This window comes from Rhodopseudomonas sp. NSM, from assembly GCF_052445935.1.
GTDB lineage: Bacteria > Pseudomonadota > Alphaproteobacteria > Rhizobiales > Xanthobacteraceae > Rhodopseudomonas.
On sequence record NZ_JBQTCH010000002.1, the window covers coordinates 526,017 to 550,208 of the forward strand.

General features: G+C 66.9%; 22 protein-coding genes and 1 pseudogene. 5 read left to right on the forward strand and 18 right to left on the reverse strand.

Translation table 11 applies throughout. The features are described from left to right. Window positions 1-30 precede the first annotated feature (30 nt). Window positions 31-3,516, reverse strand: coding sequence for an indolepyruvate ferredoxin oxidoreductase family protein (locus tag ACTZWT_RS06765; protein ID WP_444768915.1), 3,486 nt, complete (start codon window positions 3,514-3,516; stop codon window positions 31-33). Between the two features lie 325 nt (window positions 3,517-3,841). Between ACTZWT_RS06765 and ACTZWT_RS06770 the strand changes: the two genes are divergently transcribed. Next, the gene (locus tag ACTZWT_RS06770) at window positions 3,842-4,273 is read left to right on the forward strand and encodes a hypothetical protein (RefSeq protein WP_444768916.1); all 432 of its coding nucleotides are present in this window, start codon (window positions 3,842-3,844) and stop codon (window positions 4,271-4,273) included. A 113-nt stretch (window positions 4,274-4,386) separates the two neighbouring features. On the opposite strand, the gene ACTZWT_RS06775 is transcribed toward ACTZWT_RS06770, so the two are convergent. The 6 genes from ACTZWT_RS06775 to ACTZWT_RS06800 all read right to left on the reverse strand — a co-directional run bounded on the left by ACTZWT_RS06775 (window position 4,387) and on the right by ACTZWT_RS06800 (window position 9,486). Then, window positions 4,387-5,202 carry a DUF1295 domain-containing protein gene (locus ACTZWT_RS06775; RefSeq protein ID WP_444768917.1) on the reverse strand — a complete coding sequence of 272 codons (816 nt, stop codon included), beginning with the start codon at window positions 5,200-5,202 and terminating at the stop codon, window positions 4,387-4,389. Between the two features lie 145 nt (window positions 5,203-5,347). Next, on the reverse strand, window positions 5,348-5,974 hold the full coding sequence (locus ACTZWT_RS06780) for a hypothetical protein (protein ID WP_444768918.1): 627 nt from the start codon (window positions 5,972-5,974) through the stop codon (window positions 5,348-5,350). 69 nt (window positions 5,975-6,043) lie between these two features. Beyond that, window positions 6,044-7,099: a lipase family protein gene (locus ACTZWT_RS06785; protein ID WP_444768919.1), complete on the reverse strand. Its 1,056-nt coding sequence runs from the start codon at window positions 7,097-7,099 to the stop codon at window positions 6,044-6,046. A 343-nt stretch (window positions 7,100-7,442) separates the two neighbouring features. After that, the gene (locus ACTZWT_RS06790) at window positions 7,443-7,697 is read right to left on the reverse strand and encodes a DUF2442 domain-containing protein (protein ID WP_444768920.1); all 255 of its coding nucleotides are present in this window, start codon (window positions 7,695-7,697) and stop codon (window positions 7,443-7,445) included. Beyond that, window positions 7,678-7,914: a DUF4160 domain-containing protein gene (locus ACTZWT_RS06795; protein ID WP_444768921.1), complete on the reverse strand. Its 237-nt coding sequence runs from the start codon at window positions 7,912-7,914 to the stop codon at window positions 7,678-7,680. The genes ACTZWT_RS06790 and ACTZWT_RS06795 overlap by 20 nt, the downstream gene beginning before the upstream one ends. 39 nt (window positions 7,915-7,953) lie before the next feature. After that, complete coding sequence (locus ACTZWT_RS06800) at window positions 7,954-9,486, reverse strand: acyl-CoA carboxylase subunit beta (RefSeq protein ID WP_444768922.1); 1,533 nt, start codon at window positions 9,484-9,486, stop codon at window positions 7,954-7,956. A 288-nt stretch (window positions 9,487-9,774) separates the two neighbouring features. On the opposite strand from ACTZWT_RS06800, the gene ACTZWT_RS06805 reads away from it, so the two are divergent. Then, complete coding sequence (locus tag ACTZWT_RS06805; protein ID WP_444768923.1) at window positions 9,775-10,212, forward strand: DUF4260 domain-containing protein; 438 nt, start codon at window positions 9,775-9,777, stop codon at window positions 10,210-10,212. A 4-nt stretch (window positions 10,213-10,216) separates the two neighbouring features. Here ACTZWT_RS06805 and blaOXA read toward each other — a convergent pair whose 3' ends face one another. The 7 genes and pseudogenes from blaOXA to ACTZWT_RS06840 all read right to left on the reverse strand — a co-directional run bounded on the left by blaOXA (window position 10,217) and on the right by ACTZWT_RS06840 (window position 17,671). Then, entirely contained in the window at window positions 10,217-11,035 is an 819-nt protein-coding gene (gene blaOXA / locus ACTZWT_RS06810) for a class D beta-lactamase (RefSeq protein WP_444768924.1), read from the reverse strand. 172 nt (window positions 11,036-11,207) lie between these two features. Continuing rightward, a complete protein-coding gene (locus ACTZWT_RS06815; protein ID WP_444768925.1) occupies window positions 11,208-11,642 on the reverse strand; it encodes an EscU/YscU/HrcU family type III secretion system export apparatus switch protein in 435 nt (144 codons plus the stop codon). Next, window positions 11,534-13,255: pseudogene (gene fliK, locus ACTZWT_RS06820) on the reverse strand (flagellar hook-length control protein FliK); the annotation flags it as partial. The pseudogene fliK and the gene ACTZWT_RS06815, both read right to left, overlap by 109 nt. 59 nt (window positions 13,256-13,314) lie before the next feature. Continuing rightward, complete coding sequence (locus ACTZWT_RS06825; RefSeq protein ID WP_444768926.1) at window positions 13,315-14,112, reverse strand: ATP12 family chaperone protein; 798 nt, start codon at window positions 14,110-14,112, stop codon at window positions 13,315-13,317. A gap of 178 nt (window positions 14,113-14,290) precedes the next feature. After that, window positions 14,291-14,611 (reverse strand): hypothetical protein, encoded by a 321-nt coding sequence (locus ACTZWT_RS06830; protein ID WP_444768927.1) that lies wholly within the window; start codon window positions 14,609-14,611, stop codon window positions 14,291-14,293. Between the two features lie 48 nt (window positions 14,612-14,659). Continuing rightward, window positions 14,660-16,033 (reverse strand): RluA family pseudouridine synthase, encoded by a 1,374-nt coding sequence (locus ACTZWT_RS06835; RefSeq protein ID WP_444768928.1) that lies wholly within the window; start codon window positions 16,031-16,033, stop codon window positions 14,660-14,662. 1,098 nt (window positions 16,034-17,131) lie between these two features. Beyond that, a complete protein-coding gene (locus ACTZWT_RS06840) occupies window positions 17,132-17,671 on the reverse strand; it encodes an REP-associated tyrosine transposase (RefSeq protein ID WP_444768929.1) in 540 nt (179 codons plus the stop codon). Window positions 17,672-17,880: 209 nt separating this feature from the next. On the opposite strand from ACTZWT_RS06840, the gene ACTZWT_RS06845 reads away from it, so the two are divergent. Together ACTZWT_RS06845 and ACTZWT_RS06850 are read left to right on the forward strand one after the other, a co-directional pair. Further along, window positions 17,881-18,105: a hypothetical protein gene (locus ACTZWT_RS06845; protein WP_444768930.1), complete on the forward strand. Its 225-nt coding sequence runs from the start codon at window positions 17,881-17,883 to the stop codon at window positions 18,103-18,105. Window positions 18,106-18,542: 437 nt separating this feature from the next. Continuing rightward, on the forward strand, window positions 18,543-18,815 hold the full coding sequence (locus ACTZWT_RS06850) for a hypothetical protein (RefSeq protein ID WP_444768931.1): 273 nt from the start codon (window positions 18,543-18,545) through the stop codon (window positions 18,813-18,815). A gap of 70 nt (window positions 18,816-18,885) precedes the next feature. On the opposite strand, the gene ACTZWT_RS06855 is transcribed toward ACTZWT_RS06850, so the two are convergent. Further along, window positions 18,886-19,305, reverse strand: coding sequence for a secondary thiamine-phosphate synthase enzyme YjbQ (locus tag ACTZWT_RS06855; protein WP_444768932.1), 420 nt, complete (start codon window positions 19,303-19,305; stop codon window positions 18,886-18,888). An 86-nt stretch (window positions 19,306-19,391) separates the two neighbouring features. Further along, entirely contained in the window at window positions 19,392-20,129 is a 738-nt protein-coding gene (locus tag ACTZWT_RS06860; protein ID WP_444768933.1) for a tetratricopeptide repeat protein, read from the reverse strand. Between the two features lie 166 nt (window positions 20,130-20,295). Here ACTZWT_RS06860 and ACTZWT_RS06865 point away from each other — a divergent pair, with 166 nt between their 5' ends. Next, entirely contained in the window at window positions 20,296-20,973 is a 678-nt protein-coding gene (locus ACTZWT_RS06865) for a nitroreductase (RefSeq protein WP_444768934.1), read from the forward strand. Between the two features lie 266 nt (window positions 20,974-21,239). Here the strand turns inward: ACTZWT_RS06865 and ACTZWT_RS06870 are convergent, their stop codons facing one another. Together ACTZWT_RS06870 and ACTZWT_RS06875 are read right to left on the reverse strand one after the other, a co-directional pair. Then, on the reverse strand, window positions 21,240-22,568 hold the full coding sequence (locus ACTZWT_RS06870) for a replication-associated recombination protein A (RefSeq protein ID WP_444768935.1): 1,329 nt from the start codon (window positions 22,566-22,568) through the stop codon (window positions 21,240-21,242). Between the two features lie 132 nt (window positions 22,569-22,700). Then, window positions 22,701-24,095: a DegQ family serine endoprotease gene (locus tag ACTZWT_RS06875; protein ID WP_444768936.1), complete on the reverse strand. Its 1,395-nt coding sequence runs from the start codon at window positions 24,093-24,095 to the stop codon at window positions 22,701-22,703. Window positions 24,096-24,192: the final 97 nt, after the last annotated feature.

The window sequence follows — 24,192 nt, forward strand, 5'->3', positions numbered from 1 at the left end:
CCGGGCGACCTCCCGAATTCAGGCCGCGCCCTACTCGGCCGCGATCTGGCGCGGCGCCGCCGGACGTGGATTGGCGAGCTCGCGCATCAATTCCGCGTAGCGGAGTTTGACTTCCTGCACGGATTTTTCCTTGATCGGGCCGTAGCCGCGAATGAGGTCCGGCAGCGACAGCAATTCGACCGCGGTTTCGATCGTGCGCGGCGAGAGCTGCTCCAGCACCGTTCCGACGTCCTTCTCGTATCCGGCGATCAGCTCGCGCTCCAGCTTGCGCTCGGGGTGATAGCCGAACACGTCGAGCGGCGTGCCGCGCAGGAAGCTGAGCTTCGCCAGCACCCGGAACACCGGCCGCATGCCCTCGCCGAACTGCCGCTTCTTCGGCCGGCCGGTGACGTCGACGCCCGGCAGGATCGGTGGCGCGAGGTTGAAGCTGATCTTGTAGTCGCCTTCGAACTGATCGCGGATCTTCTGCGCAAATCCGTCGTCGCTGAGCAGCCGCGCGACCTCGTACTCGTCCTTGTAGGCCAGCAGTTTGGCGTAGTTGATCGCCACGGCGCGCGGCAAGTCCTCTGCGTAGCCGCCGGCGTCCGCTGCGGCGCGAACCTTCGCCACCAGATCATTGTAGCGCATGGCGAGCCGCTTGCCCTGATAGGCCGTGAGCATCGCGGTGCGATGCGCGATGATCTCGTCGAGCGACATCTCGCCTTGCGTCTTCACGGCGACCGTTCGATCCGCGCCCTGCAGCAGCGACGCCAGCCGCGCCGGATCGGCGGCGGCGAGCCGGCCGAGATGGAACGCCTGGGTATTCATTTTGATCGACACGCCGTTCAGCTCGATCGCCTGCTCGATCGACGCCGCCCGCAGCGGCAGCAGTCCCTGCTGATAGGCGTAGCCCATCATCATCATATTGGTGGCGATCGAATCCCCGAGCAGCGTTTCCGCCGCCTTGGTGAAATCCAGGAACGCGGAATCCTTGCGCAGCGCGCCTGCCAGCACGCTGTTGACCTTGCGGGTCTGGAAGTCGAAATCGCGATTGCGGATGAAATCGGCGATCGGGATCAGATGCGTGTTGACGATGCCATGGGTGCGGCCGGACTCGCACAGCGAGATCGTCTCCTTGGAAATCGCCATCACCTCGTCGGCGACGATCAGCACGTCGGCGGTGCCGGTGACGATCCGCGAACAGGTGACGTCCTCGGGCTTGTCCGACAAGCGCACGTGGCTCAGCACCGCGCCGCCCTTCTGCGCCAGCCCCGACATGTCGAGGATCATCGAGGCCTTGCCCTCGATATGCGCCGCCATGCCGAGCAGCGCGCCGATCGTCAGCACGCCGGTGCCGCCGACGCCGCCGACCGCGACGTTGTACGGCTTGTCGAGGCCGGGTCGGCTCGAAGGCTCCGGCAGATCACCGAGACCGCCGAGATCGACCGGCGCGCGCTTGCGCAACTGGCCGCCGTCGATGGTGACGAAGGATGGGCAGAAGCCCTTGAGGCAGGAGTAATCCTTGTTGCAGGTCGACTGATTGATCGTGCGCTTGCGGCCGAGTTCGGTCTCCAGCGGCTCGACCGAGATGCAGTTCGACTGCACCGAGCAGTCGCCGCAGCCTTCGCACACCGCGGCGTTGATCATCACCCGGCGCGGCGGGTCCTCCAGCGTCCCCCTTTTACGGCGGCGGCGCTTCTCGGCGGCGCAGGTCTGCACGAACACGATCGCGGAGGCGCCCTCGATCTCCCGGCACTCCTTCATCACCGCGTCGAGCTCGTCGCGATGGCGCAGATGCGTGCCCGGCGCGATGCTGTCGGCCGGATAGGCGTCGGGCGTTTCCGAGACCAGATAGATCGCGCGGATGCCTTCGGCATGGAGCTGATAGGTGATCTGCTGCGGCGACAGATCGCCGTCGTGGCGCTGGCCGCCGGTCATCGCCACCGCGTCGTTGTAGAGGATCTTGTAGGTGATGTTGGCCTTCGAGGCGATCGACTGCCGGATCGCCAGCGAGCCGGAATGGAAATAGGTGCCGTCGCCGAGATTGGCGAAGATGTGCTTCTCGTCGGTGAACGGCGCGATGCCGACCCACGGCACGCCCTCGCCGCCCATATGCGTGAACGTCTCGGTGTTGCGGTCCATCCACAGCGACATGAAGTGACAGCCGATGCCGGCGAGCGCGCGGCTGCCCTCCGGCACCTTGGTGGAGGTGTTGTGCGGGCAGCCCGAGCAGAAATACGGCGTCCGCGCGATCGGCACGACGTTCTGCACCTGCGACGCGTCGCGGCCGTGAAACCAGTCGGCCTTGGCGCGCAGCATCTCGGCGATGGTCGGATCGATCTCCATCGCCAGCAATCGATCGACCAGAGAGGTCGCGACCTTGGCGACGCTCAGCTCCTGGGCGAACGGCAGGAAGCGATGCTCGTGCTCGTCCATCTTGCCGATCACCCGCGGCCGGTCGGGGGTGCTGAACAGCTGTTGCTTGAGCTGGTTCTCGACGATCTCGCGGCGCTCCTCGACGACGAAGATTTCCTCCAGCCCGTGCGCGAATTCCCTCACGCCTTCCGGCTCCAGCGGCCACGGCATGCCGATCTTGTACAGCCGCAGACCGATCCGCGCGGCCACCTGCTCGTCGATGCCGAGCTCGCGCAGCGCCTGGCGCACGTCCTCGTAGCTCTTGCCGGACGCCATGATGCCGAACCGCGCATTCGGCGAATCCATGGTGATGCGGTTGACCTTGTTGGCGCGGGCGAAGGCGATCGCGGCGAAGCCCTTGTAGTCCTGCAGCCGGCGGTCCTGTTCGTAGCGATCGTCCGGCCAGCGCAGGTTGAGGCCGCCCGGCGGCATCTCGAAATCGCTCGGGATCACGAACGGCGTCATCTCGTCGGCGAGGTTGATCTCGGCGGTGGTCTCCACCGTCTCGGTGATCACCTTCATCCCGACCCAGCAGCCGGAATAGCGCGACATTGCGATGCCGAGCAGGCCCATCTCGATGATTTCGTGGATCGACGACGGATACAGATACGGCATCAGCGCCGCGATGAAGGCGTGGTCGGACTGATGCGGCACCGTCGAGGATTTGGCGCCGTGATCGTCGCCGGCCAGACACAGCACACCGCCGTTCTTCGCCGAGCCCGCGGCATTGCCGTGGCGGAACACGTCGCCGCAGCGATCGACGCCAGGGCCCTTGCCGTACCAGATCCCCGTCACGCCATCATATTGCGCGCCGGGCGACAGATTGAGCTGCTGCGTGCCCCAGATCGCGGTGGCCGCGAGGTCCTCGTTCACGCCGGGCTGAAACTTGACGTTGTATTGCTCGAGATGCCGCCGCGCCGCGATCAGTTGCTGATCGTAGCCGCCGAGCGGCGATCCGCGATAGCCGGTGACGAAGCCCGCGGTCTTCAGACCCGCGGCGCGGTCGCGGCGGACCTGCGCCATGGGCAGCCGCACCAGCGCCTGAATGCCGGTGAGGAAGATGTGTCCCGAATGCTGGGTGTATTTCTGGTCGAGACTGATCGGTCCCTGGTCGATTCCCATACGGCCCTCATGACGCGTTGGACCGCGCAACCATCCGGCCGCTCGAGCGGTCTTTCTTGGAATCAGTCTATGCCGGTTCATGCCGTTGGCACATCACAAAAAACGGCGGATGCCCGTCACTCCGATCTTCGCAGTTTCGTTCCTTTCGCTACGGCGTGTCCTTGCAGATAACGTCGCGGAAGCGGCCCGCCGCGAACGATCGTGTCCGGTGCGCTGCAACAAGCCGCATCCATGGCAGTCCCGACACCGGACACATCGCCCGAGAAAACGCGGAACGGATCACGCGGCGATGGATTGATTCAGGGACGTCGAAAGGAGGATATCCATGGCGCGAAGCAATCCGAACGATCCCTATCAGCCCCCCATGCCGGCCGACGATCCGCGCACGCGATCAAGCCTCGATTCCGAGCTTCAGGCAGATCCCGAGTTGCAGGAAGGTCCCGCCACCGGCGGCCGGATCGCGGCGTTTGCTGTCGCCATCGTGCTGGTGTTTGCGGCCGTATTCTACGGCATGAACTCGACCGCCACCGACCCCGGCGCGCCGGCGATCTCCACCACGCAGAACAGCCCGGACAACTCTGCCAGTCAGGCAGCGCAGACGGCGCCACCGGCCGGAGTGCGCGACGTCACGCCGCGCAACAATGCGCAGCCGGGCACCACCACCGGCGCAGCGCCGTCGCGTGATCAGCCGACGCCGCCGCTGGCGGCGCCATCGGGCAGCGCTGCGGCCCCAACGGGCGCCGGCGCGAGCAAGTAATCGGACGAGCAATTCATTGATCGGCGGATCGACCGGGCAGCGGGTGCAGCAATGTACCCGCTGCCCTCCTGTGCGGCCGGATTAGCCGTATGAGTCCCCCACGACGCTTCGAATCACCGCTGGCGGAATGCAAGCCGCAGCTTGCGCAGCGAATAGATCGCGGTGGCCGGAAACAGGATCGGAACGGTCCGGACAAAGTCCTGATAGTCCGGATCGGCGCCGTAGCGTTCGTCCTGCTTGCGCTCCAGGCCGGCCGCGGCCGCCGTCATCAGCGCTTCGATATACAGCATGCCCAGCGTCGCCAGCAGCCATGCCGCGACCGTCGTATAGGCCGACAGGCCAGACAGCCAGACGCCGAACCAGAACAGCATCTCGCCGAAATAATTCGGGCAGCGCACCATGCGGTACAGCCCGACGTCGCAATAATGCGTCGGGTTGGCTTGCTTGTAGCGATATTTCTGCCAGTCCGCGACGCTCTCGATGACGAGGCCGGCGACCATCACCATCACCCCGAGCGGCGTCGACGCCGGCCATGCGCCCTGCGCCTGCAACGACAGCGTCAGTAGCGCCGGCAGGAACAGCAGCGTGAACAGCAGGCTGACGCCGAGCCAGATCACCATTTTCTGCCAAAGCTTCACCCCGGCGGTGCGCCGCTCCGCGCCTGCGAGCTCTTTCGCGTAGACGGGGTGGCGCTCCCGGATCGCGAGGAAGCCGCCGAGCCGGATGCCGTAGACAAGCAGCAGGCCGAGCTGCAGCAGCGTCCATCCCTCGACCGTGTCGCGAAACACCAGCCAGAACACCAGGCTCTGCGCCGCAATGGCGCCGGCATAGCAAAGGCTGACGAAGTAATAGACCCGCCGGAAGCCCGGCGCCGAGACGGCCAGGCAGATCAGGAAGGCAAGCCCGACAAGATGCCACGGAATTGTCATATCGACTCGCCGCGTGATGCGATGGCCGTCAGCCCGGATGTTATAGGCCCGGCGCGGACGCGACGTCACGCGAAAAACTCTTCAACTCGGACAGGACGGCTGCCCGCCCGATCGCAGGCAGGCCGCCTAACGACGACCGCGCGGCTCACTTCTGTTTGCAGCGATGGCCGGCCACGCGGGTATCACATACTCTCGACGCATCGAACAAACGGGCGAGCGCCTTGCGCTGCTTCGCGCTGGGCTCGAAGCGGTGCGCCTTCTGCAACAAATAGAAATTCTCGCGCCCCCGCACGGCCTTCGACCAGACGACTTGGGGCCTGCCGCCGTCCTTCGCTTTCGGACACGTCTCGGTCCATGTGACCATCGGATACAGGTTCTCGGTGCCGTCCTTGATCGTCGCGAAGGTCGCGCCCGGGCATTCGGCTGCCGCCGCCTTCTCGGACCGCGCACGATAGTCCGAGGGCGACTGCTCGACCTGCTTGAACAGGACCTGCGTCGTCAGTTTCTCGGTCCAGTTCGCCACGCTCTGGCCGTCCGGGACCATCACCGCCGTGCTCATCGTATCGGTCTTGGACTCGGCCACCACCTTATAGCCTTTCGGCGGCTTCAGCAGCATCTGCTCCAGGGCCTGGGCCGGCACGAGAGGCGCCAGCACGGCGGCGAAGGCGAGGACGGCGGCAAAGCTGCGATACATGAGGGGAAACCTGCGGAAGGGCGGTGAAACTGTGCCTGAGAACCAGGCCGGTTTCAATAACGTCCGCCGGCCCGTCATCAGCGGCCATCCGCCTGCGTCGGGCCAACCAGATCGACCGTGGTCGCCGCCGGTCGCCGGCCGGTTCAATTACTTCCGGTTGATCCAGTCGACGAGGCGATAGATCCAGGTCTCGCCGGGGTCGCTGCCGGGCGCATTCGGCAGCGGGCACGCGCGCGCCGCCCACGCCTCCGGCGCTCCCGCGGTTTCGAGCAGGCCGGCGGCGAGATCCGCCATATTGTGCCTGGCGACGACGCCGCCCTCGGCGCCGAAGCTGAACCGCACGGTGCGGATCTGCGGATTGAACGCCGCCACCGGATAGAGCTGCGTCATCAGGAACCGCAGATAGGCCAGCACCTCGCCGCGCTGATACACCCGGTCGATCAGCAGCCCGACCGAATTCTCCCTGCCCGGCACATCGGGGTCGTAATAGCCGGTGACGGTCGATGGGTCGAACGCGTAGACGAAGCGAATCCGCCCGTCCTTGTACGCCGCCTGCTGCGCCAACCCGCCGCCGAGCGAATGCCCGGTGGCGACGATCGTCGGATCGGGCTGCCCGTGAGCCGCCAGCGCGCGGTCGAGGATCGGCCCGATGTGCCGCTGCACCTGCGCGTACTGATCGTAGTACGGCAGAAACCGCGTCACCCAGCGCAGATTAGCGATCCAGTCGTGCGCCTCCTTGAAGTCGGTGCCGCGGAACGCGACGACGATCTCGTTATGCGCCTGCGAGCTGAACACCTTGTAGCCGAGCCCGCCGAGCGCCCGGCCGCCGCACTGCCCGTCGCCCTCCGGACACGGCAACGGCCCCTCGCCCTGCTCGATCAGCGTCCAGCCCTCGAGCCAGCCGTCGCGCAGTTCGGCGGTGATCCTGCTCCGCGCGGGATCGTCCGGCGCCGGCCGCTCCAGCGCGTTCAACTTTGGCGAATCGTCGCCTCCGGCCGGATCGTAGGCCCGGAGCGCGAACAGCCCGTAAGGCAGATAGTGCCCGGCATAATTCGCAGCCGGCAGATGCGCCGCGCGAAAATCGCCGACCCGGACGAAGGCCTCGCCGGTCTTCTGCCGGTAGCTGTCGAACGAGCCGTGAAAATACAGCCACCCCGCCAAAGCCGCTGCGACGATCAGGATTACTATCACCAGGGCACGCATGGTTCGGCCCTCCTGGGTTGCGCAATCAGTTTCGTCTCAAAATCGGAGCCACCTACGCCATCGGAGGCGACGACAAACGCCGCGGCGGCGTTGCGCTCACGCGGCGATCTTGTGCCTGATCGCGGAACATTTCCAGCGAAGTTGCGGAGGCGGCGCTACAACTAACGACGGATGAAGCGCGGGAAATACCGCGCGCGGCACACCAGCAAAAAAGGGCACGCAGCGATTTAAAGGAAGTGCTCCAAGCCGCCGGAGCTGACCCGCATGAGCGCAGCGTTATGCAGGAGCACAGCAGCTTGATATCGCTTCGAACATCCAGGACACGCCTGCCAGGACAACATCATCACTTCGAGCGCGCCGGCTTTCCCTGCAACATTCCCGCGATGCTCAGGTCCTCGTCGATCTCGGGCCAGTGAATGCCCATCGGCATGATGTCGTAATTGGCGCGCTGCGCAGGCGTCGCCCGGTCGAGCCGCGGGTACCAGGCCAGCGGCGTCGCGATCCTGCGCCCGTCGCGCAGGGTCACGATCAGTTCGGTGGCCGTGCATTCCACCGCCTGCGCGCGCAGATCGCCGACATCAATTTCCAAAGTGCTCATTCCAGGCATCCATGAGGTCTGGTTGATGCGCTCGAAGGTGACGAATGATACTGCCGATCTCGTGCGGCCGAAAGCCGACATTGACGGCAATGCTCAGATCGTGAAGCCAGAACTTCGCTTCCATGTCCCCGTTGCGGACATGGACATGCGCGGGTTCGGCGCTGTCCGCCGAATAGAAGAACGCGCGATACGGCCCCCAGCGCAGAACCGTCGGCATCCTGCCTCCTTCGGTCGGCCTTTCGCTAGCGATCGACCGCTACAACGGCATGTTGTCGTGCTTTTTCGCCGGGATTTCCATTTTCTTGTCGCGCAGCATCGCCAGCGCGCGCGCGATCCGGCGCCGTGTCGCGTGGGGCATGATGACGTCGTCGATGTAGCCGCGCTCGGCGGCGATGAAGGGTGACAGGAAGCGGTCTTCGTATTCCTTGGTGCGGGCCGCGATCTTGTCGGGATCGTTCATGTCCTGACGGAAGATGATCTCGACCGCGCCCTTGGCGCCCATCACCGCGATCTGCGCGGTCGGCCAGGCGTAGTTGATGTCGGCGCCGATTTCCTTGGAGGCCATCACGTCGAACGCGCCGCCATAGGCCTTGCGGGTGATCAGCGTCACCAGCGGTACGGTGCATTGCGAGAACGCGAACAAGAGCTTGGCGCCGTGCTTGATCAGCCCGCCATATTCCTGCGCGGTGCCCGGCAGGAAGCCCGGCACGTCGACGAAGGTGACGATCGGGATGTTGAAGCTGTCGCAGAACCGCACGAAGCGCGCCGCCTTGCGCGAGGCGTCGCTATCGAGCACGCCCGCCAGCACCATCGGCTGGTTGGCGACGAAGCCGACGGTGCGGCCGGCGATGCGGCCGAAGCCGGTGATGATGTTCTTGGCGAAGGCGTCCGACAATTCGAAGAAGTCGCCCTCGTCCACGACCTTCAGGATCAGTTCCTTCATGTCGTAGGGCTTGTTCGGATTGTCCGGGATCAGCGTATCGAGCGAGAAGTCCTCGCGCTCGATGTCGTCGAAGCTCGGCCATTCCGGCACGCCGTCCGACGAATTGGCCGGCAGGAAGTCGAGCAGCCGGCGCATCTGCAGCAGCGTCTCGACGTCGTTCTCGAACGCGCCGTCGGCGATCGAGGAGCGGGTGGCGTGGACGGAGGCGCCGCCGAGCTCTTCGGGCGTGACGACCTCGTTGGTCACGGTCTTCACCACGTCGGGGCCGGTGACGAACATGTAGCTGGTGTTCTTCACCATGAAGATGAAGTCGGTCATCGCCGGGGCGTAGACATCGCCGCCGGCGCAGGGGCCCATGATGACGCTGATCTGCGGGATCACGCCGGAGGCCTGCACCACCCGGCGGAACACGTAGGAATATCCGGCGAGCGCGGCGACGCCCTCCTGGATGCGCGCGCCGCCGGCGTCGTACAGGCCGATGATCGGCGCACGGGCCTTCAGCGCCATGTCCTGGATCTTGGTGATCTTGGCGGCGTGGGTCTCCGACAGCGAGCCGCCGAACACGGTGAAGTCCTTGGCGAACACGAATGTCTTGCGGCCGTTGACGGTGCCCCAGCCGGTGACCACACCGTCACCCGGAATTTTCGTCTTCTCCATCCCGAATTCGGTCGAGCGGTGCTGGACGAACATGTCCATCTCCTCGAACGAATGCTTGTCGAGCAAGAGATCGATGCGCTCGCGCGCGGTGAGCCGCCCGCGCGCGTGCTGCGCGTCGATGCGCTTCTCGCCGCCGCCGAGTTTGGCCGCCGCCCGGCGTTCGTCGAGTGCTTCAAGGATGTGTTTCATGAGGTTGAGCCGCGCTTCTTGATGTCGTTGTCCCGCCGCATGGCGTGCCCGAGCTTTGCCCCGGGTTTGCCGCAACATTCAAGGCCTTCTAGCACGGGCTATTCGGCGGAGGAAACGGCCTTTGCGCCCGGCCGGAATAGCCATTTCGGCGCGTTCCGGCCGGCTGTCGCGCCCGGCCGCGGATGCGGGCCCGCCACCGCCTTCAAAACTGCATCGGCCAAATGCGAAAGCGCGATGGCGTTGCGGCGCGAACCGCCCTATATCGCGTGTCCCGCGCAGGAGCACCGCATGATCGAGGCCACCCATGAAACCAGCAATCCCGGCGCGGCGAGCGGCGGCGTGGCGTCGCTGATGCGCGCCGAAGGCGCGGCGCTGTTCGTCGGCGCCTCGCTGTTCTATCTGATCTCGGACGCGCCCTGGGAACTGTACGCGATCCTGTTCTTCGCGCCCGATCTCGGCTTCCTCGGCTATCTCGCCGGGCCGCGGATCGGCGCGATCGTCTACAACGCGCTGCACACCACGGTCGCGCCGCTGCTGCTGGCGATCGGCGGCATCCTCGTGCTGTGGCCGTTGGCCGGCACGCTGGCGCTGATCTGGTTCGCCCATATCGGATTCGACCGCATGCTCGGCTACGGCCTGAAATACGGATCGAGCTTCCACGACACCCATCTCGGCCGGATCGGCAAGCGCAAGCCGGCCGCAGCGGTCACCTCCGAAGTGAACTAAGCACTCAGATCGCGCCGATATCCGTCAGGCACTGCTGCGCCAGCGTCATCCGGGCGTCGGCGTGGCGCGGCTCGCGGGCGTCGAGATTGAGCGCGAACACCGTCTGACGGTCGCCCTTCTCGGCCCAGCCGACCAGCCAGCCGAGCGACGGCTGGCCCTTCTCGGCGCCGAGCAGCCCGGTCTTGGCGCGGATCACCGCGTCGCCGACCTTGGTGACCGGCAGGATGTCGACGACCAGATCCTGGCTTCGTTTCGAGATCGGCAGCACGCGGCGGCGCAGCCGGTCGAGGAAGTCGATCTGCTGGATGCAGTCGATCCGCAGATCGCCGGTCAGCCAGAACTGATCGATGCCGCCGCCGATGTTGCGGTTGCCATACTCGAACAGGTCCAAGTATTTCTGCATCCGCTCCGGACCGATCCGGCGCGCGATCTCCTGATACACCGGCACCGCCGACACCGCGATCGCGCTGCGCAGCGTGTGGTCGCGATTCCACGCCTCGATGCTGCGGGTGACGCCGTCCCACTTGAATACGTCCTTGTCGGGATCGGAAACGACGCCGGTCTCGAGCGCGATCAGCGAATTCGGCACCTTGAAGGTCGACGCCGGCAGAAACGCTTCGCCGGAGCGCTGCGCGTCGCTGGCGACGATCAAGTAATCGTCGGTCCTGTAGCCGACGAAAGTACCTGCCGTGTCTTCATCGGCGAAGCGCTTGGCCAGGCTGGCGCGGATTTCGCTGCGCGGCGGCGCCACTTCCGCAAAGGCCCGGGGGGTGGGTAGCAGGGCGGCGGCGCAGAGGCCGAGAGCGGAACGGCGGGAGAGCAATGGATGGTCCTCGAGGATGGATAAAGCGCGGAGGATGCGCGAGGCTCGTGGTGAAACGATGGCCGTCGAGCCAAAACCTCACCGTCATTGCGAGGAGCGCAGCGACGAAGCAATCCAGCGGCTCAATGCACTGCGCTGGATTGCTTCGCTTCGCTCGCAATGACGAAGGAAGTCAGCGCGGCGCCCTGCCCGACAGCTTCAGCACGAACACCAGCACTTCGGCGACCGCCTTGTAGAGCTCTTCGGGAATCTCGTCGCCGAGTTCGACATGCGACAGCGCGCCGGCCAGCACTTCGTTCTCCTCGATCGGAACGTCGTGCTCTTTGGCGACCTCGATGATCCTGGCGCCGATCGTCCCCCTGCCCTTGGCGACCACGCGCGGCGCGCCGTCGTGATCGTAGTGCAGCGCGACGGCGATCGGGTTCTTGATGCCGACGGTCACAGCGCGCGATCCAGGAAATGGCCGGCCGCAGCCGGCGGCGGCGCGGTCGGCGCGCCGTCGCGAATGACGATGTCGCCCGGCGTCAGTTCGGCGCGGCTCAGCGCGGCGCTGAGCTGCGAGGCGCCGGCGCGTAGTTGCGCCGCGGTCGACGGCCGCTCCGCCCACATCCGCACCGAGGTCTTCTCGCCCTGCAGCGAGATCAGCGCGTGGACCGGACCGGCGGGCTCGACGTCGAGCGAGAACCGCGCCCGCCACACCCGGTGCGTGGCCGCGCCGGTCTCGCCGTCGTCGCCGTCGCGGGAGATTTCGAATTGCGCCACCGCGGTGCCGTGCGGCGTGGTGAACGGAATCTCGAAGCTCCAGCGCGGCTGCGGCGCATCGAGCTTTGCCTGTGCGAGATCGGCGCGGTCCGGCAGCGAGGCGACCTGCAGCAACGTCTGCCGCGCCAGCGAACCTTCGGTCTCGGTGAGTATCCGGCGCAGTGCGGTGTCGAGCGGCGCGTGCGGATCGAGATTCGCCGGCATCACCGGCTGCGCCGCGGGCAGCGCGCCGCCGATCGGCGGCGGCGGCGTGTTGGTGCGCGCGATGGCGTTGTCGTCGACCTTGCCGGTGCGCGCGCCGCCGGCCACCGCCGGCAGCAGCGACAGCAGCAGCGCGTTGTTGGCGAAGCCGGTGTTGGCGAGCAGCGCCGCCGCCTGCGGATTGGCCTGGATCGCCGCCTGCAATGCGCTCAGCGTCGCGGCCGTGGTCTGGGTCGACGCCGTCGGGTTCGAAGCGGACGAGGATGCGTTGACGTTGGTGAGCTGATTGATCACGTTCCGGATCAGCGCCTGCTCGGCCGCGTCGGTCGCAACGCTTGCTGGCGCGGCGGTCGAGGTCGCGAGCGTCGCTGTCGCGAGGCCGGCGGCCGCAAACGGTGTCGCCTGCGCGGTCGTTGGATCGGTCGCGTTCAAAAGCCCGGTCTGCGCGGCGAGCAGCGCGGCCTGGGCAAGTAGCTGCGTGCCCTGCCCGATCTGAAGTGACGGCGTCGTCGTGGCGGTCGGCGCCGCCTGCGCGGCGGTCGCATTGCTTCCGAGCGCGGTGCTCAGCACCTGGCGCAGCACGATCAGCGCGGCCTTGAGATCGGTGCCCGCGGTCGGAGGCTGCGCACTCGCCAGCGACGCTTCGAGCAGGATCCCCGACCGCTGGAACGCGCGCTGGATGTCCGCGCCGGTCAGCGCCGGCGTGAGACTGGAGCGCTGCGCCAGCACCTGTTCGACCGCCGCGCGCACCGCCTGCGGCAGGCTGGCGAGATCGGTGACGGCGTCGAGATTGGCGAACAGCGCCGATAGCCCGGTCTGCTGCGTGGCGGCGACCTGCGCCGCGGTCGTCAGCGCCGTGAGTTGTTGCGGCGTCAGCGCGTTCGCCGACGGCACAATGCTGGGTGCGGCTTGCGCGGTGAGCACGATCGCCTGCGGCGCGAGCGTGACGGTGTCGAGCGCGGTGCTGGACGCGGCGAGATTGGCGGTCGTGACCGATGCCGTCGCCGGCTGGTTCACCACCGCGAGGCGGATGCCCTGATCGGTCTGCGACACCGCGACCTGCAGCGTCTGCCCGGCTTGCAGCGGAATTTGCGCAGTGGCGTCGACGGTCTGGCCGCCGATCGCGATCCGGACCTGGTTGTTGTCGAGGATCGACAGCACTTTGGCCTGAACCACCGTGCCGGGCTGCAGCGCGACATCGGCGGTCACGCCCTGCAGGGCGATCACCGGAAGGTTCGGATTGACCGAAATCGCCATCGAGATTACTTCGCCCCGCGCGTGTCCGGTCAAGCTATCCGACGGCCGTAAACCCCTCGTTAACTTCCAGGCGCGATTGCGCGCGGCGACAGCGCCGCCAGCACCCGCGCCGCGGCCTGGAACTCGACCTCGCGCGCCGCACGCCGCGCCGCGACCTCGTCGTCGAGGCCCCAGCGCGCGATGTTCCAGTCCTCGTCGACATGCGCGGCGGCCCAGACCTGTTCGGGATCGAGCCGGCGCTGCGCCAGCGCCAGCGCCAGCAGCGCCGAGCCGGTGATCGTCGTCACCACATGGGCCGCGCCGACCGACCACGGATCCTGCGGCAGCGCAGCGCGCGCCGCGGCGATCGCGGATTCCGGCTGGTCGACATGGATGATGCCCTCGGCGAGGATGAAATGCGCGCCGAATTGCTCCGCGGCCCAGAACAGCACCGGGTCCCAATGCTGCGCCTCGCGCGCGATCAGTTCCTCCGGGTGGCCGGCGCGATAGAACAGGAGATCCGAGCCGAAGTACTTGGCGACGTCGTCGGTGACCGCGTCGATGCGGCCGACCACGCCGTCGATCACGCTGTTGGCCAAACGCGTCAGCGGCATCGTGGTCGGATCGATCAGCTCCTGCTGCGCCTGCCATTCGGCGGCGATCGCTTCGGCGAGATCGCGGCTCGGCGCCGCGAGCGCGTTGCGGGACGGCGTCCTGATCGGCCTTCCATCGAGCGTGATCGCAAAGCCGTCCGGCGTCTCGCTGATCGCGGCCGTAGTGTAGAACCGCTTCGGCAGCGAAGTACGCGTCGTGCGCCGCACCGCTTCCTCGGGATCGAGCATCGACTTGCCGGCGACCTCGTCGAACAGTTCACGCATGATGTTGTCCATTCGCAGCCAGCGGCAACTGACAAGATCCTTTCACCACGTCATGCCCGCGCTTGTCGCGGGCATCCACGCCTTCGGCCTCGCTGCGCGGCAAGACGTGGATGGCCGGGACAAGCCCGGCCATGACGGAGAGATGCCGATCATCATCGCTCAAACTCCGGATCAGTGTCTACTGATTGGCGCAGCCGCGCGAATAGGCCGCGCGATCGTTCGGCGAGAGCCGCGCCGCATTGCCGTCGGTGAGGCAATCGGTGATGCGGTCGCCGAACGAGCGGCGCTGGTTCGGCAGTTGCGCCCGGGGAGTGGGGGCCGGGGCGTCGAGCTTCGGCACCTCCGGAACATACACCCGCGGCGGCGGCGGCGGCGCCGGGGGCGGCGGCAGCAGCGAGGGCTGCGTCCCGATAATCACCTGCGCCGACGCGGCGCCGCCGGGCGGAACAAGAAGCGCTGCGGCGAGCAGCAAGGGCACGATCCGTTTCATCGGCATCATGTCGGCATCGCGCCGCAAAACCGCAAGCCGCCCCCGCGCGCTGCGCGCTCATTCTTCCGGCGCATGCTCGATCGGATCGAACCGGTCGTGCTCCAGCCCGAGCAGGTTCCAGCTCTGCAGCATATGCGGCGGCAGCGGCGCCGAGACGTCGATGGTGCCGCCGCGCGGATGCGGAATCACGATGCGGCGCGCCAACAGATGCAACCGCTTCTGCAACCCGCCCGGCAATTGCCAGTTCTCGATGTTGAAGTACTTCGGATCGCCGACGATGGCGTGGCCGATATGCGCCATATGGGCGCGGAGCTGATGGGTGCGGCCGGTGACCGGCTTCAGCGACACCCAGGCGAGCTTCTGCGCCGAGGTCTCGACCACCGCGTAGTAGGTCACCGCGTGGCTGGCGCCCTCGTCGCCGTGCTCGGCGATCCGCATGATGCTGTCGTCCTCGCTCTCCTCCTTGGCGAGATAGGTCGAGATCCGGCCCTGCTTCGGCTTCGGCACCCCGGCGACCAGCGCCCAGTACACCTTGCGCGCCGAGCGGTGGCGGAACGAGCCGGTCAGCGCGGTGGCGGCAAAGCGGGTCTTGGCGACCAGCAGGCAGCCCGCGGTCTCCTTGTCGATGCGGTGCACCAGCCGCGGCTTCTGGCCCTTGCTGTCGCGCATCACCTCGAGCATTTGGTCGATGTGCCTGGTGGTGCCGCTGCCGCCCTGCACGGCGATCCCCGCCGGCTTGTTCAGCACCAGCACGTCGGCGTCCTCGTACAGCGTCATCGCCTTCAGCGCCGCCAGCGTCTTCTGCTCGGCTTCGGACAGATGCCCGGGCGCTTTCGGCGTGTCGAGCTTGAGCGGCGGAATCCGCACGCTCTGGCCCTCCTCCAGCCGATCCTTTGAGTCTGCGCGCTTGCCGTTCACCCGCAGCTCGCCTTTGCGGACGATGCGCTGGATGTGGGAAAACGACAGGCCGGGAAACCGCCCCTCGAGGAAGCGATCGACCCGCATGCCGTTCTCGTCGGCGGTGACGACCACGGTCTCGACCTTGGTCGGCAGCGGCGCGTCGGGCTTGGCGGCCTTCTCGGGCTCGACTGCGGCCTCGGGGCGCGCCGCACGCGGCGGCCGCGTGGCGGATGACGCGCCGAACCGCGCCGGCGGACGGCCGGGACGCGCGCTCTGCGGGCGATCGGACGCGGGACGTTCAGCGGCCGGCCGCTCGGCGGCGGGACGCTTCGTGGCAGGCCGCTTGGCGGCGGGCCGCTCGCCACGGGGCTCGCGCTGCGGCCGCGCCGAGATCGGACGGCCGTCCTCGCCGCGATTGCCGCGCACCGGCCCGCCGGCAGCCGGCCCCCGCTTCGCGGCCGGCCGGCCGGCTTTGGGGCGATCGCCGCCAGGGCCGCGCTTGGCGAGGGGTTTCTTGGTACGACGGCTCATAGGATGAAAGCTCCGGGGTTGAGGCTGTGCCTAGCGCAAAAGCGCCATCGGGTCACGGCCGGAATGCGGTGCGCTCGGCGCGTGGCCTGCCCGGTAGCCCGGATGAGCGCAGCGACATCCGGGACCGCCAGCAAGTGCGGCGCGGAGCGCGCAGCCCGGAGCGGCGAGACGCCGTCCGGACCGCGGGCCCGGGCGCTGCCGCCTCGGCGACACCGGCCCCGGCCGAACGTCCGCGTTCTCGCGGCGCAACCTGCGCCCGAGCTTTGCGGAAGTTCCGCCCCTTGCACGATGAGGGGCGGCGGAGCGCCGAAAGGCGCACCTTGGTCGTGGTTGCCGCAGCGTGATCACCGGATCGCCGGCGATCAGAGGCCGCGGAAACGCCTTCCGGCGCTCCACCGTGGCGTTCTGTCAGGCCTCGGACCGTTCTTCCGGGGACAGGGAGTGCGCGGAATTTCTCCGCGTTCTGCTGCCCCCGTCCAGCCACGAAAGCGGCGGCCGCTCGTAGTAGCGGCGGACGGTCACCCTCAGCCTCCCGGAGGCGCGGGGATACGTCCTCCCCCGCCCGCAGGCGCCACACCCCGCCCCACTCCAAGACGCCTCTAGAAGCGCCCCTCGTGGACGGGACGAGAGTGGGTATATGATCCTATGGGAATTTTGTCAAGGAGATTGACTTCCGAGTTGCAATCCTCTGGCAGCAACGATTTCTATCCACCGCCTCCCACACATCCGCCTACCGGTAGGTCGCCTTTGAATGATGGATACTATACCCCACAATGCCATACGTACTCAGCAAGCGTAGCCCGGGTGAGCGAAGCGATACCCGGGTCATTCTCTCCGGCGCTTTCCCGCATATCGCTGCGCTCATGCGAGCTACCACTCTCGGCGTTGCGGCTATCGGTTCATCGGCTCGCCGAAATCGCCGCTGGTGTCGCTGACGTCTCCGGCCCAGTCGGCGGGCAGGATGCCGTCCCTCACGAAGCGATGAAACGACGAATAGCAAGCGTAGCCCGGGTGAGCGAAGCGATACCCGGGTCATTCTTTCCGGCGCTTTCCCGCATATCGCTGCGCTCATGCGGGCTACGAATCTCGGCGTTGCGGCTATCGGTTCATCGGCTCGCCGAAATCGCCGCTGGTGTCGCTGACGTCTCCGGCCCAGTCGGCGGGCAGGATGCCGTCCCTCACGAAGCGATGAAACGACGAATAGGGCCAGTCCACAACGCGCGACGTCAGACCGTGTTTGACGGGATTGAAATGAATGTAGTCGACGTGGCGGACGAAATCGTCCTCATCGCGGATGGTGTGCTCCCAGAACCGGCGCTGCCACAACGCAAGGTCGCCGTTCAGATGCCGCCCCAGCGGCACGCCCTTTTGAACTAAGGCGGTGCTGAAATGCCCTTTGATGCGCCGCCACCTTCCAGAAAAGTCGGGGTCACCGGGCGGCAGCGTGAAGACGGCGTGCAGATGATCGGGAAGGATGACGATCGCGTCCAGGAAGAACGGCCGCTCGCGGCGCGCGAGCCGGAAAGCGGTCCGGAGATCCGTGACATGATCGATCAAGGCTGTCGATCGACGATCCATCAGCGTGACGGTGAAGAAGAACGTCCCTCCCGCCAGACGATTTCGTCGATAATGAACCATCGCGGCAATCCGGCGCTTTCCCGCATATCGCTGCGCTCATGCGGGCTACCGATCGTGCCTGGAGAGCGGATTTGCAGCCCGTAGGGCGGATTAGCGGAGCGTAATCCGCCAACTCGTCCACCGCAATTCCGCCGAGGCGTCGCAATGTCAGGTTGCACCTTTAACTAACCCGCCTACTAATTGCGCAATTGGTCGCTCGGAGTTTCAGAATGGGTCTTTGGTTCTTTCTCAGCGAATGGTTCGCAGATATTCCGACGCACGGCGTGTTGTTCAAGCGTATCATGATCAACTGCGCCTGGGCGATCGGGCTGCTCGTCGTTCTGATGATCGTTGAGGCGCCTGCGCAGATCGCGGCTGTCGTGTTCTTCGGGGTAATAGTTGTGAACGGCGCGATGGCGTTCGTGTATCTCCAGCAGAGAGTCCGCCGTCGTTAGCCCGCAGGGCGGTTTGGCGCAGCGTATTCCGCCAACTTGCCTACCGCCATTCGGGCGAGGCGCCGCAATGGCGGGTTACGCCTTCGGCTAACCCGCCCTACGATCGCGACGCCGACCAGATCGACCTGAACTGCGAATTTCAGCAAGCCTAGGGTGGGCAAAGGCGCGTCAGTGCCGTACCCACGTGTAGGTCGCTCCGCGATGCTGAGCCGCTGCGCCGCGTGGGCTTCGCTTTCCGCCGTCCGCTCTTCGAGCTATGGCGGACAAGCCGCTCAGCGCCACCCTACGGGCCGTCGCGGACTACGCCTGCGCCCGCCGCGCGACGGGCAGATCGGCGCGGCGTCGCGTTCCCGCCGGGATCGGCTCTGCGTCCCCCGCCGGAACTTCCCTGCCCGCCGTTGTTTATCCAGGTCAGGATCAACGAGAGACAAACCACGATGATGAAGCTTCTGATCGCCGCGGCGTGCGCGGCTGCGATGTCCGGCGCGGCGATGGCGCAGGCGACCTCGACCGGCGCCGGTGAGCAGGTCAATCCCGGAACCAATCCCGCGGTCGGCCGCGACTCCACCTTCGGCATGAACAATATGGGCGACCCGAAGACCGGCGACGGGCTGCACGGCGGCAAGACCAGCGACACCTACGACTGGCTGAAGGAGAAGCGGCGGACCAACGAACGCGACGCCCGGCGCAACGCCGGCGAGCCGAAGTAGCGTTCGCGGGGCGGCGACGCTGCGCGTCGCATCGGCCGCGCCGGCCTCTCGGGCGCAGCCGCGCTTCGCCCTATTCGCCGATCACCTTGACCAGCACGCGCTTCTTCCGGCCGCCGTCGAATTCGCCGTAGAAGATCTGCTCCCACGGGCCGAAATCGAGACGGCCGTCGGTGATGGCGACGACGACTTCGCGGCCCATGATCTGGCGCTTCATGTGGGCGTCGGCGTTGTCCTCGCCGGTGCGGTTGTGACGATAGGATGCCACCGGCTCGTGCGGCGCGAGCTTTTCCAGCCATAATTCGTAGTCGGCGTGCAGGCCGCTCTCGTCGTCGTTGATGAACACCGAGGCGGTGATGTGCATGGCGTTGACCAGCACCAGCCCCTCGCGCACGCCGCTGTCTCGCAACACTGCCTCGACCTCGCGGGTGATGTTGACGAAGGCGCGGCGGCCCGGCGTCTCGAACCACAGTTCCTTGCGGAATGATTTCATCGCGCGTTGCTCCAGCGTGTGACGGATCGCTTTTATCACGCGGTCATTCCGGGTTCGCGCTGCGCGCGCCCCGGAATGACGGTGAACTACTTGCACTGCGCCGTCCTGCGCAGCAGCGCCAGATCGCTGGAGACGGTGCTGGACGGTTTTCGCGTGGCGGCTTCGTCGGCCGCGATGCAGGCGCCGGCGGCGTCGCCGGTCTGCAGCCGGGCGAAGCCGAGATTGGACCATGCATCGGCGAGGTCCGGGGCGTCGACGACCGCCTGCTCCAGCACCGCGCGCGCGTCCTGCGGGCGCTTGCCGATCAGCAGCGCGCGGCCGTGATCCGACGCCAGCGGCTTCAGCGGATGCGGCTGCAGGCGCGCGCGTTTGAACAGCTCGTCGGCGTAGTCGATGTCGTTGAAGCGCATCATCGTCACGATGGCGAAGCCGTGATAGACCGCGCTCTCTTCAGGCGCCAGCAGATAGGCCTGGTTGAAGCGCAGTGCCGCTTCGGAGGCGTTGCCCTTGCTGATCGCGCGCCAGCCGCGCAGGCTCGCTTCGTCGAATGCCTTCTGCCGCGAGCCGGTGGCCGCGACCATATCCTTGACGAATCTCTCGTCGGCGGCGCGCTGCTCCGGCGTCCTGGCGGCGAAGCCGAAGAACGGCTGCTGATTGACGGGGCCGGAATAGGTCTTCTTCGTCACCTGCACGCCGGGCGCGACCTCGACGCTGTCGGCGCACGCGGGCGATGCCGCGAGCAGCAACGTCAGCGCCACGAGCGCGAGCCGCTTGCGGGCGCGCGCGGTGCGCGGGTGAATCGGGGTCGTCAGGCAACGTCGCATATGAAATATCCCAGCCGTTTCGTCACGCGCGAGCATAGCACAACGCCGCTCCGCGCCCGGCCATCCCGTCGCGCGGAATAGCACGAACCATAGGCCTGTCTTGCGCGACGATGGGGAAACCGCGATGATCCGGACCAATCGATAAGTCATGGGGGAAACCAGACAGATGCAGTTCGATGACGTCGTCCTCGGTCGCCGCAGCATTCGCGGATACAAGCCCGATCCGGTGCCGCGCGCGCTGATCGAGGAGATTTTGACGCTGGCGATGCGCGCGCCGTCGTCGATGAACACCCAGCCGTGGAATTTCACCGTCATCACCGGCGAGCCGCTGGACCGGATCCGCGCAGGCAACACCGAGCGGATGGTCGCCGGCATCCCGCAATCGCGCGAATTCCGCACCGGGCAGCCGTTCGCGGGCGCGCATCGCGACCGCCAGATCGGCGTCGCCAAGCAGCTGTTTTCCGCGATGGGGATCGCGCGCGACGACAAGGAGATGCGCAACGACTGGGTGCTGCGCGGCTTCCGCCAGTTCGACGCGCCGGTGTGCATCATCGTCACCTATGATCGCGTGCTCGACGGCAGCGACGACACGCCGTTCGATTGCGGCGCGGTCACCAACGCGCTGGTCAATGCCGCGTGGTCGCGCGGGCTCGGCTGCGTCATCAACAGCCAGGGCATCATGCAGTCCCCGGTGGTGCGCGAACACGCCGGCATCGCCGACGATCAGATCATCATGAAGGCGATCGCGCTCGGCTGGCCGTACGAGGATTTTCCGGCCAATGCGGTGGTGTCGGAACGCAAGCCGGTCGACGAGGCGGCGGTGTTCGTCGGGTTCGACAAGTAATCGCGCGACCGCCCTTCGCTCGGTCATTCCGGGGCGGCACTTCCGTCATTGCGAGGAGCGAAGCGACGAAGCAATCCAGAGCGCCATGCTCTGGGCCCTGGATTGCTTCGCTTCGCTCGCAATGACGTCGAGAGTTCGTGCTTCACGTGCTTCAAGAGTCCCTAGGGTGGGCAGAGGCGCATAGGGCCGTGCGCACGCGCGACGAAGGCGATGCACCGTGCGGAGGTTCGCGTGGGCTTCGCTTCGCTCAGCGCCACCCTGCGAGATTACGACTTCGCCGCGCGCAGCTTCGCCCAATAGTCCAGCCGTTTGCGGATCTCGCGTTCGAAGCCGCGGTCGGGGGGATCGTAAAACGTCTGATGGCCGAGCGCGTCGGGGAAGTACTCCTGGCCGGAGAAGCCTTCCGGCGTGTCGTGGTCGTATTGATAGCCGTCGCCATAGCCTTCGGATTTCATCAGCCCGGTCGGCGCGTTGAGAATGTGCTTGGGCGGCAGCAGGCTGCCGCCCTGCTTCGCCGCGCGCATCGCCGCGCCATAGGCCTTGTAGGCGGCGTTGGATTTCGGCGCGGTGGCCAGATAGATCACCGCCTGCGCGATCGCCAGTTCGCCCTCGGGACTGCCTAGAAAATCATAGGCGTCCTTGGCGGCGTTGCAGATCACCAGCGCCTGCGGATCGGCGAGGCCGATGTCCTCGACCGCCATCCGCACCACGCGCCGCGCCAGAAACAGCGGGTCCTCGCCGGCGTCGAACATCCGGCACAGATAGTACAGCGCGGCGTCCGGATCGGAGCCGCGCACCGATTTATGCAAGGCCGAGATCAGATTGTAGTGGCCGTCGGCACCCTTGTCGTAGATCGGCGCGCGGCGCTGCAGGATTTCCTGCAGTTGCGCGGCGTTGAAGATTTCGCCGTCGCGCGCCGAGCGCCAGACTTCTTCGGCGAGCGTCAGCGAGGCGCGGCCGTCGCCGTCGGCCATCCGCACCAGCACCGCCCGCGCCTCGGCGTCGAGCGGCAGCTTCCGGCCTTCGGCCGCCTCCGCATGGGCGAACAGTTTCTCGATCGCATCCGCATCGAGCGACTGAAACACCAGCACGCGCGCGCGGGACAAAAGCGCCGCATTGAGCTCGAACGACGGGTTCTCGGTGGTGGCGCCGACCAGCACCACGGTGCCGTCTTCCATCACCGGCAGAAACGAGTCCTGCTGCGCCTTGTTGAAGCGGTGCACCTCGTCGACGAACAGCAGCGTGCCACGGCCCATCTCGCGGCGGGCGCGCGCGGCCTCGAATACTTTCTTGAGATCGGCGACGCCGGAGAACACCGCGGAGATCTGCTCGAAATGCAGCTCGGTGGCGTCGGCGAGCAGCCGCGCCACGGTGGTCTTGCCGGTGCCGGGCGGGCCCCAGAACACCAGCGAGCCGAGCGTCCGCGTCGCCAGCATCCGCGTCAGCGCGCCGTCGGGGCCGAGGATGTGATCCTGGCCGACGACGTCGGCGAGCGCGCGCGGCCGCAGCCGGTCCGGCAACGGCCGCGGCGCCTCGCGCTCGAGGCCGGCGGCGGCGAAGAGATTGGGTCCCGGCGCCGTTGGTTTGGCGTTCATGCCGCTTTTCCTGCGTCATCCTTCGAGGCTCGCCCGTCAGGGCGAGCCTCGAAGGATGGCCGCGCATCGTGAGCATCCTTCGAGGCTCGGGCTGCGCCCTCGCACCTCAGGATGACGGTGTGCCCCGAACGTTTATCCGCCGAGCGTGACGTTGATCTGCTGGCCGCCGCGGACGACGGTGATGCGCCACAGGCGGAACGACTCGTTGGTGATGCGATCGAGGTCGCTGGTCTTGGCGATGCGCTTGTTGTTGACCGCGACGATGATGTCGCCCTTCTGGAAGCCGACGCCCGCGGCGGTGGCGCCGTCGGCGAGTTCGGTGACGACCACGCCTTCGACGCTCGGATCGAGACGTAGTTCGTCGGCGATCGCCGGCGAGATGTTGGCGATCCTGGCGCCCTGGAACGGCGAGCGCGCGGTCAGCACGATCTCGTCGCGGCCGGTGTCCGGCGCGGTCTCCAGCGTGATCGTCAGCTTCACCGGCTTGCCGCCGCGCTGCACGTCGATCTGCGCGGTGCCGCCGAGCGGGCGCGTCGCGAAGCGATAGTCGAAGGCGTTGGGATCGTCGATCGCAAAGCCGTCGACCGCGACGATCAGGTCGGACAGTTTCAGCCCGGCCTTCTCCGACGGGCTGCCCTTGCTGACGCTCGCGACCAGCGCGCCCGACGGCCGCTTCAGGCCGAGCGTCTCGGCGATCTCCGGCGTCACCGCCTGCAGCCGCGCGCCGAGCCACGGCCGCTTTACCGCCTTGCCGCCGCTCTTGGCCGAGGCCACGACGACGCGCACCATGTTGGCCGGGATCGCGAAGCCGATGCCCTGCGAGCCGCCCGAGCGCGAGAAAATCGCGGTGTTGATGCCGACCAGCTTGCCGGTCATGTCGACCAGTGCGCCGCCGGAATTGCCGGGATTGATCGCCGCGTCGGTCTGGATGAAGAACTGATAGTCGGTGATGCCGACCTGGGTGCGCGCCAGCGCCGAAACGATGCCGTGGGTCACGGTCTGCCCGACGCCGAACGGATTGCCGATCGCCAGCACCAGATCGCCGACCAGCAGCTCGTCGGAATTGGCGAAGTCGAGCGTGGCGAACTTCTCCTTGGTGTCCTTCAGCCGCAGCACCGCGAGGTCGGTGCGGCTGTCCTTCAGCACGATCTCGGCCTCGAATTCGCGCTTGTCGGCGAGCGCCACCTTGACCTGATCGGCGCCCTCGATGACGTGGTTGTTGGTGACGACCAGACCGGAGGGGTCGACCATCACGCCCGATCCGAGCGAGCGCTGGATCTGCTCCGGCTGCGGGCCGCCGCCGCCGAAGAACCGGCGGAAGATCGGATCCTCCAGCAGCGGATTGCGGTTCTGCACCACCTTGGCGGCGTAGACGTTCACCACCGCCGGCTGGGCGTGCTGCACAATCGGCGCGTAGCTGAGCTTGATCTCGGCCTGCGACGACGGCAGCCGCCGCTCCTGCGCCATCGCCGGCAGCGACGTCGCGAGCGAGAGCACGATTGCCGTGAAAATGCGGACAGCAGACATGAGGCGATGTTCCAGAGTTGTAGGGGCAGCGTGGATCCACGCGCCGCGCGAATCGAAGCGGTCACAAGCGGCGGATTGTAGCCTTCCGGCGCACCGC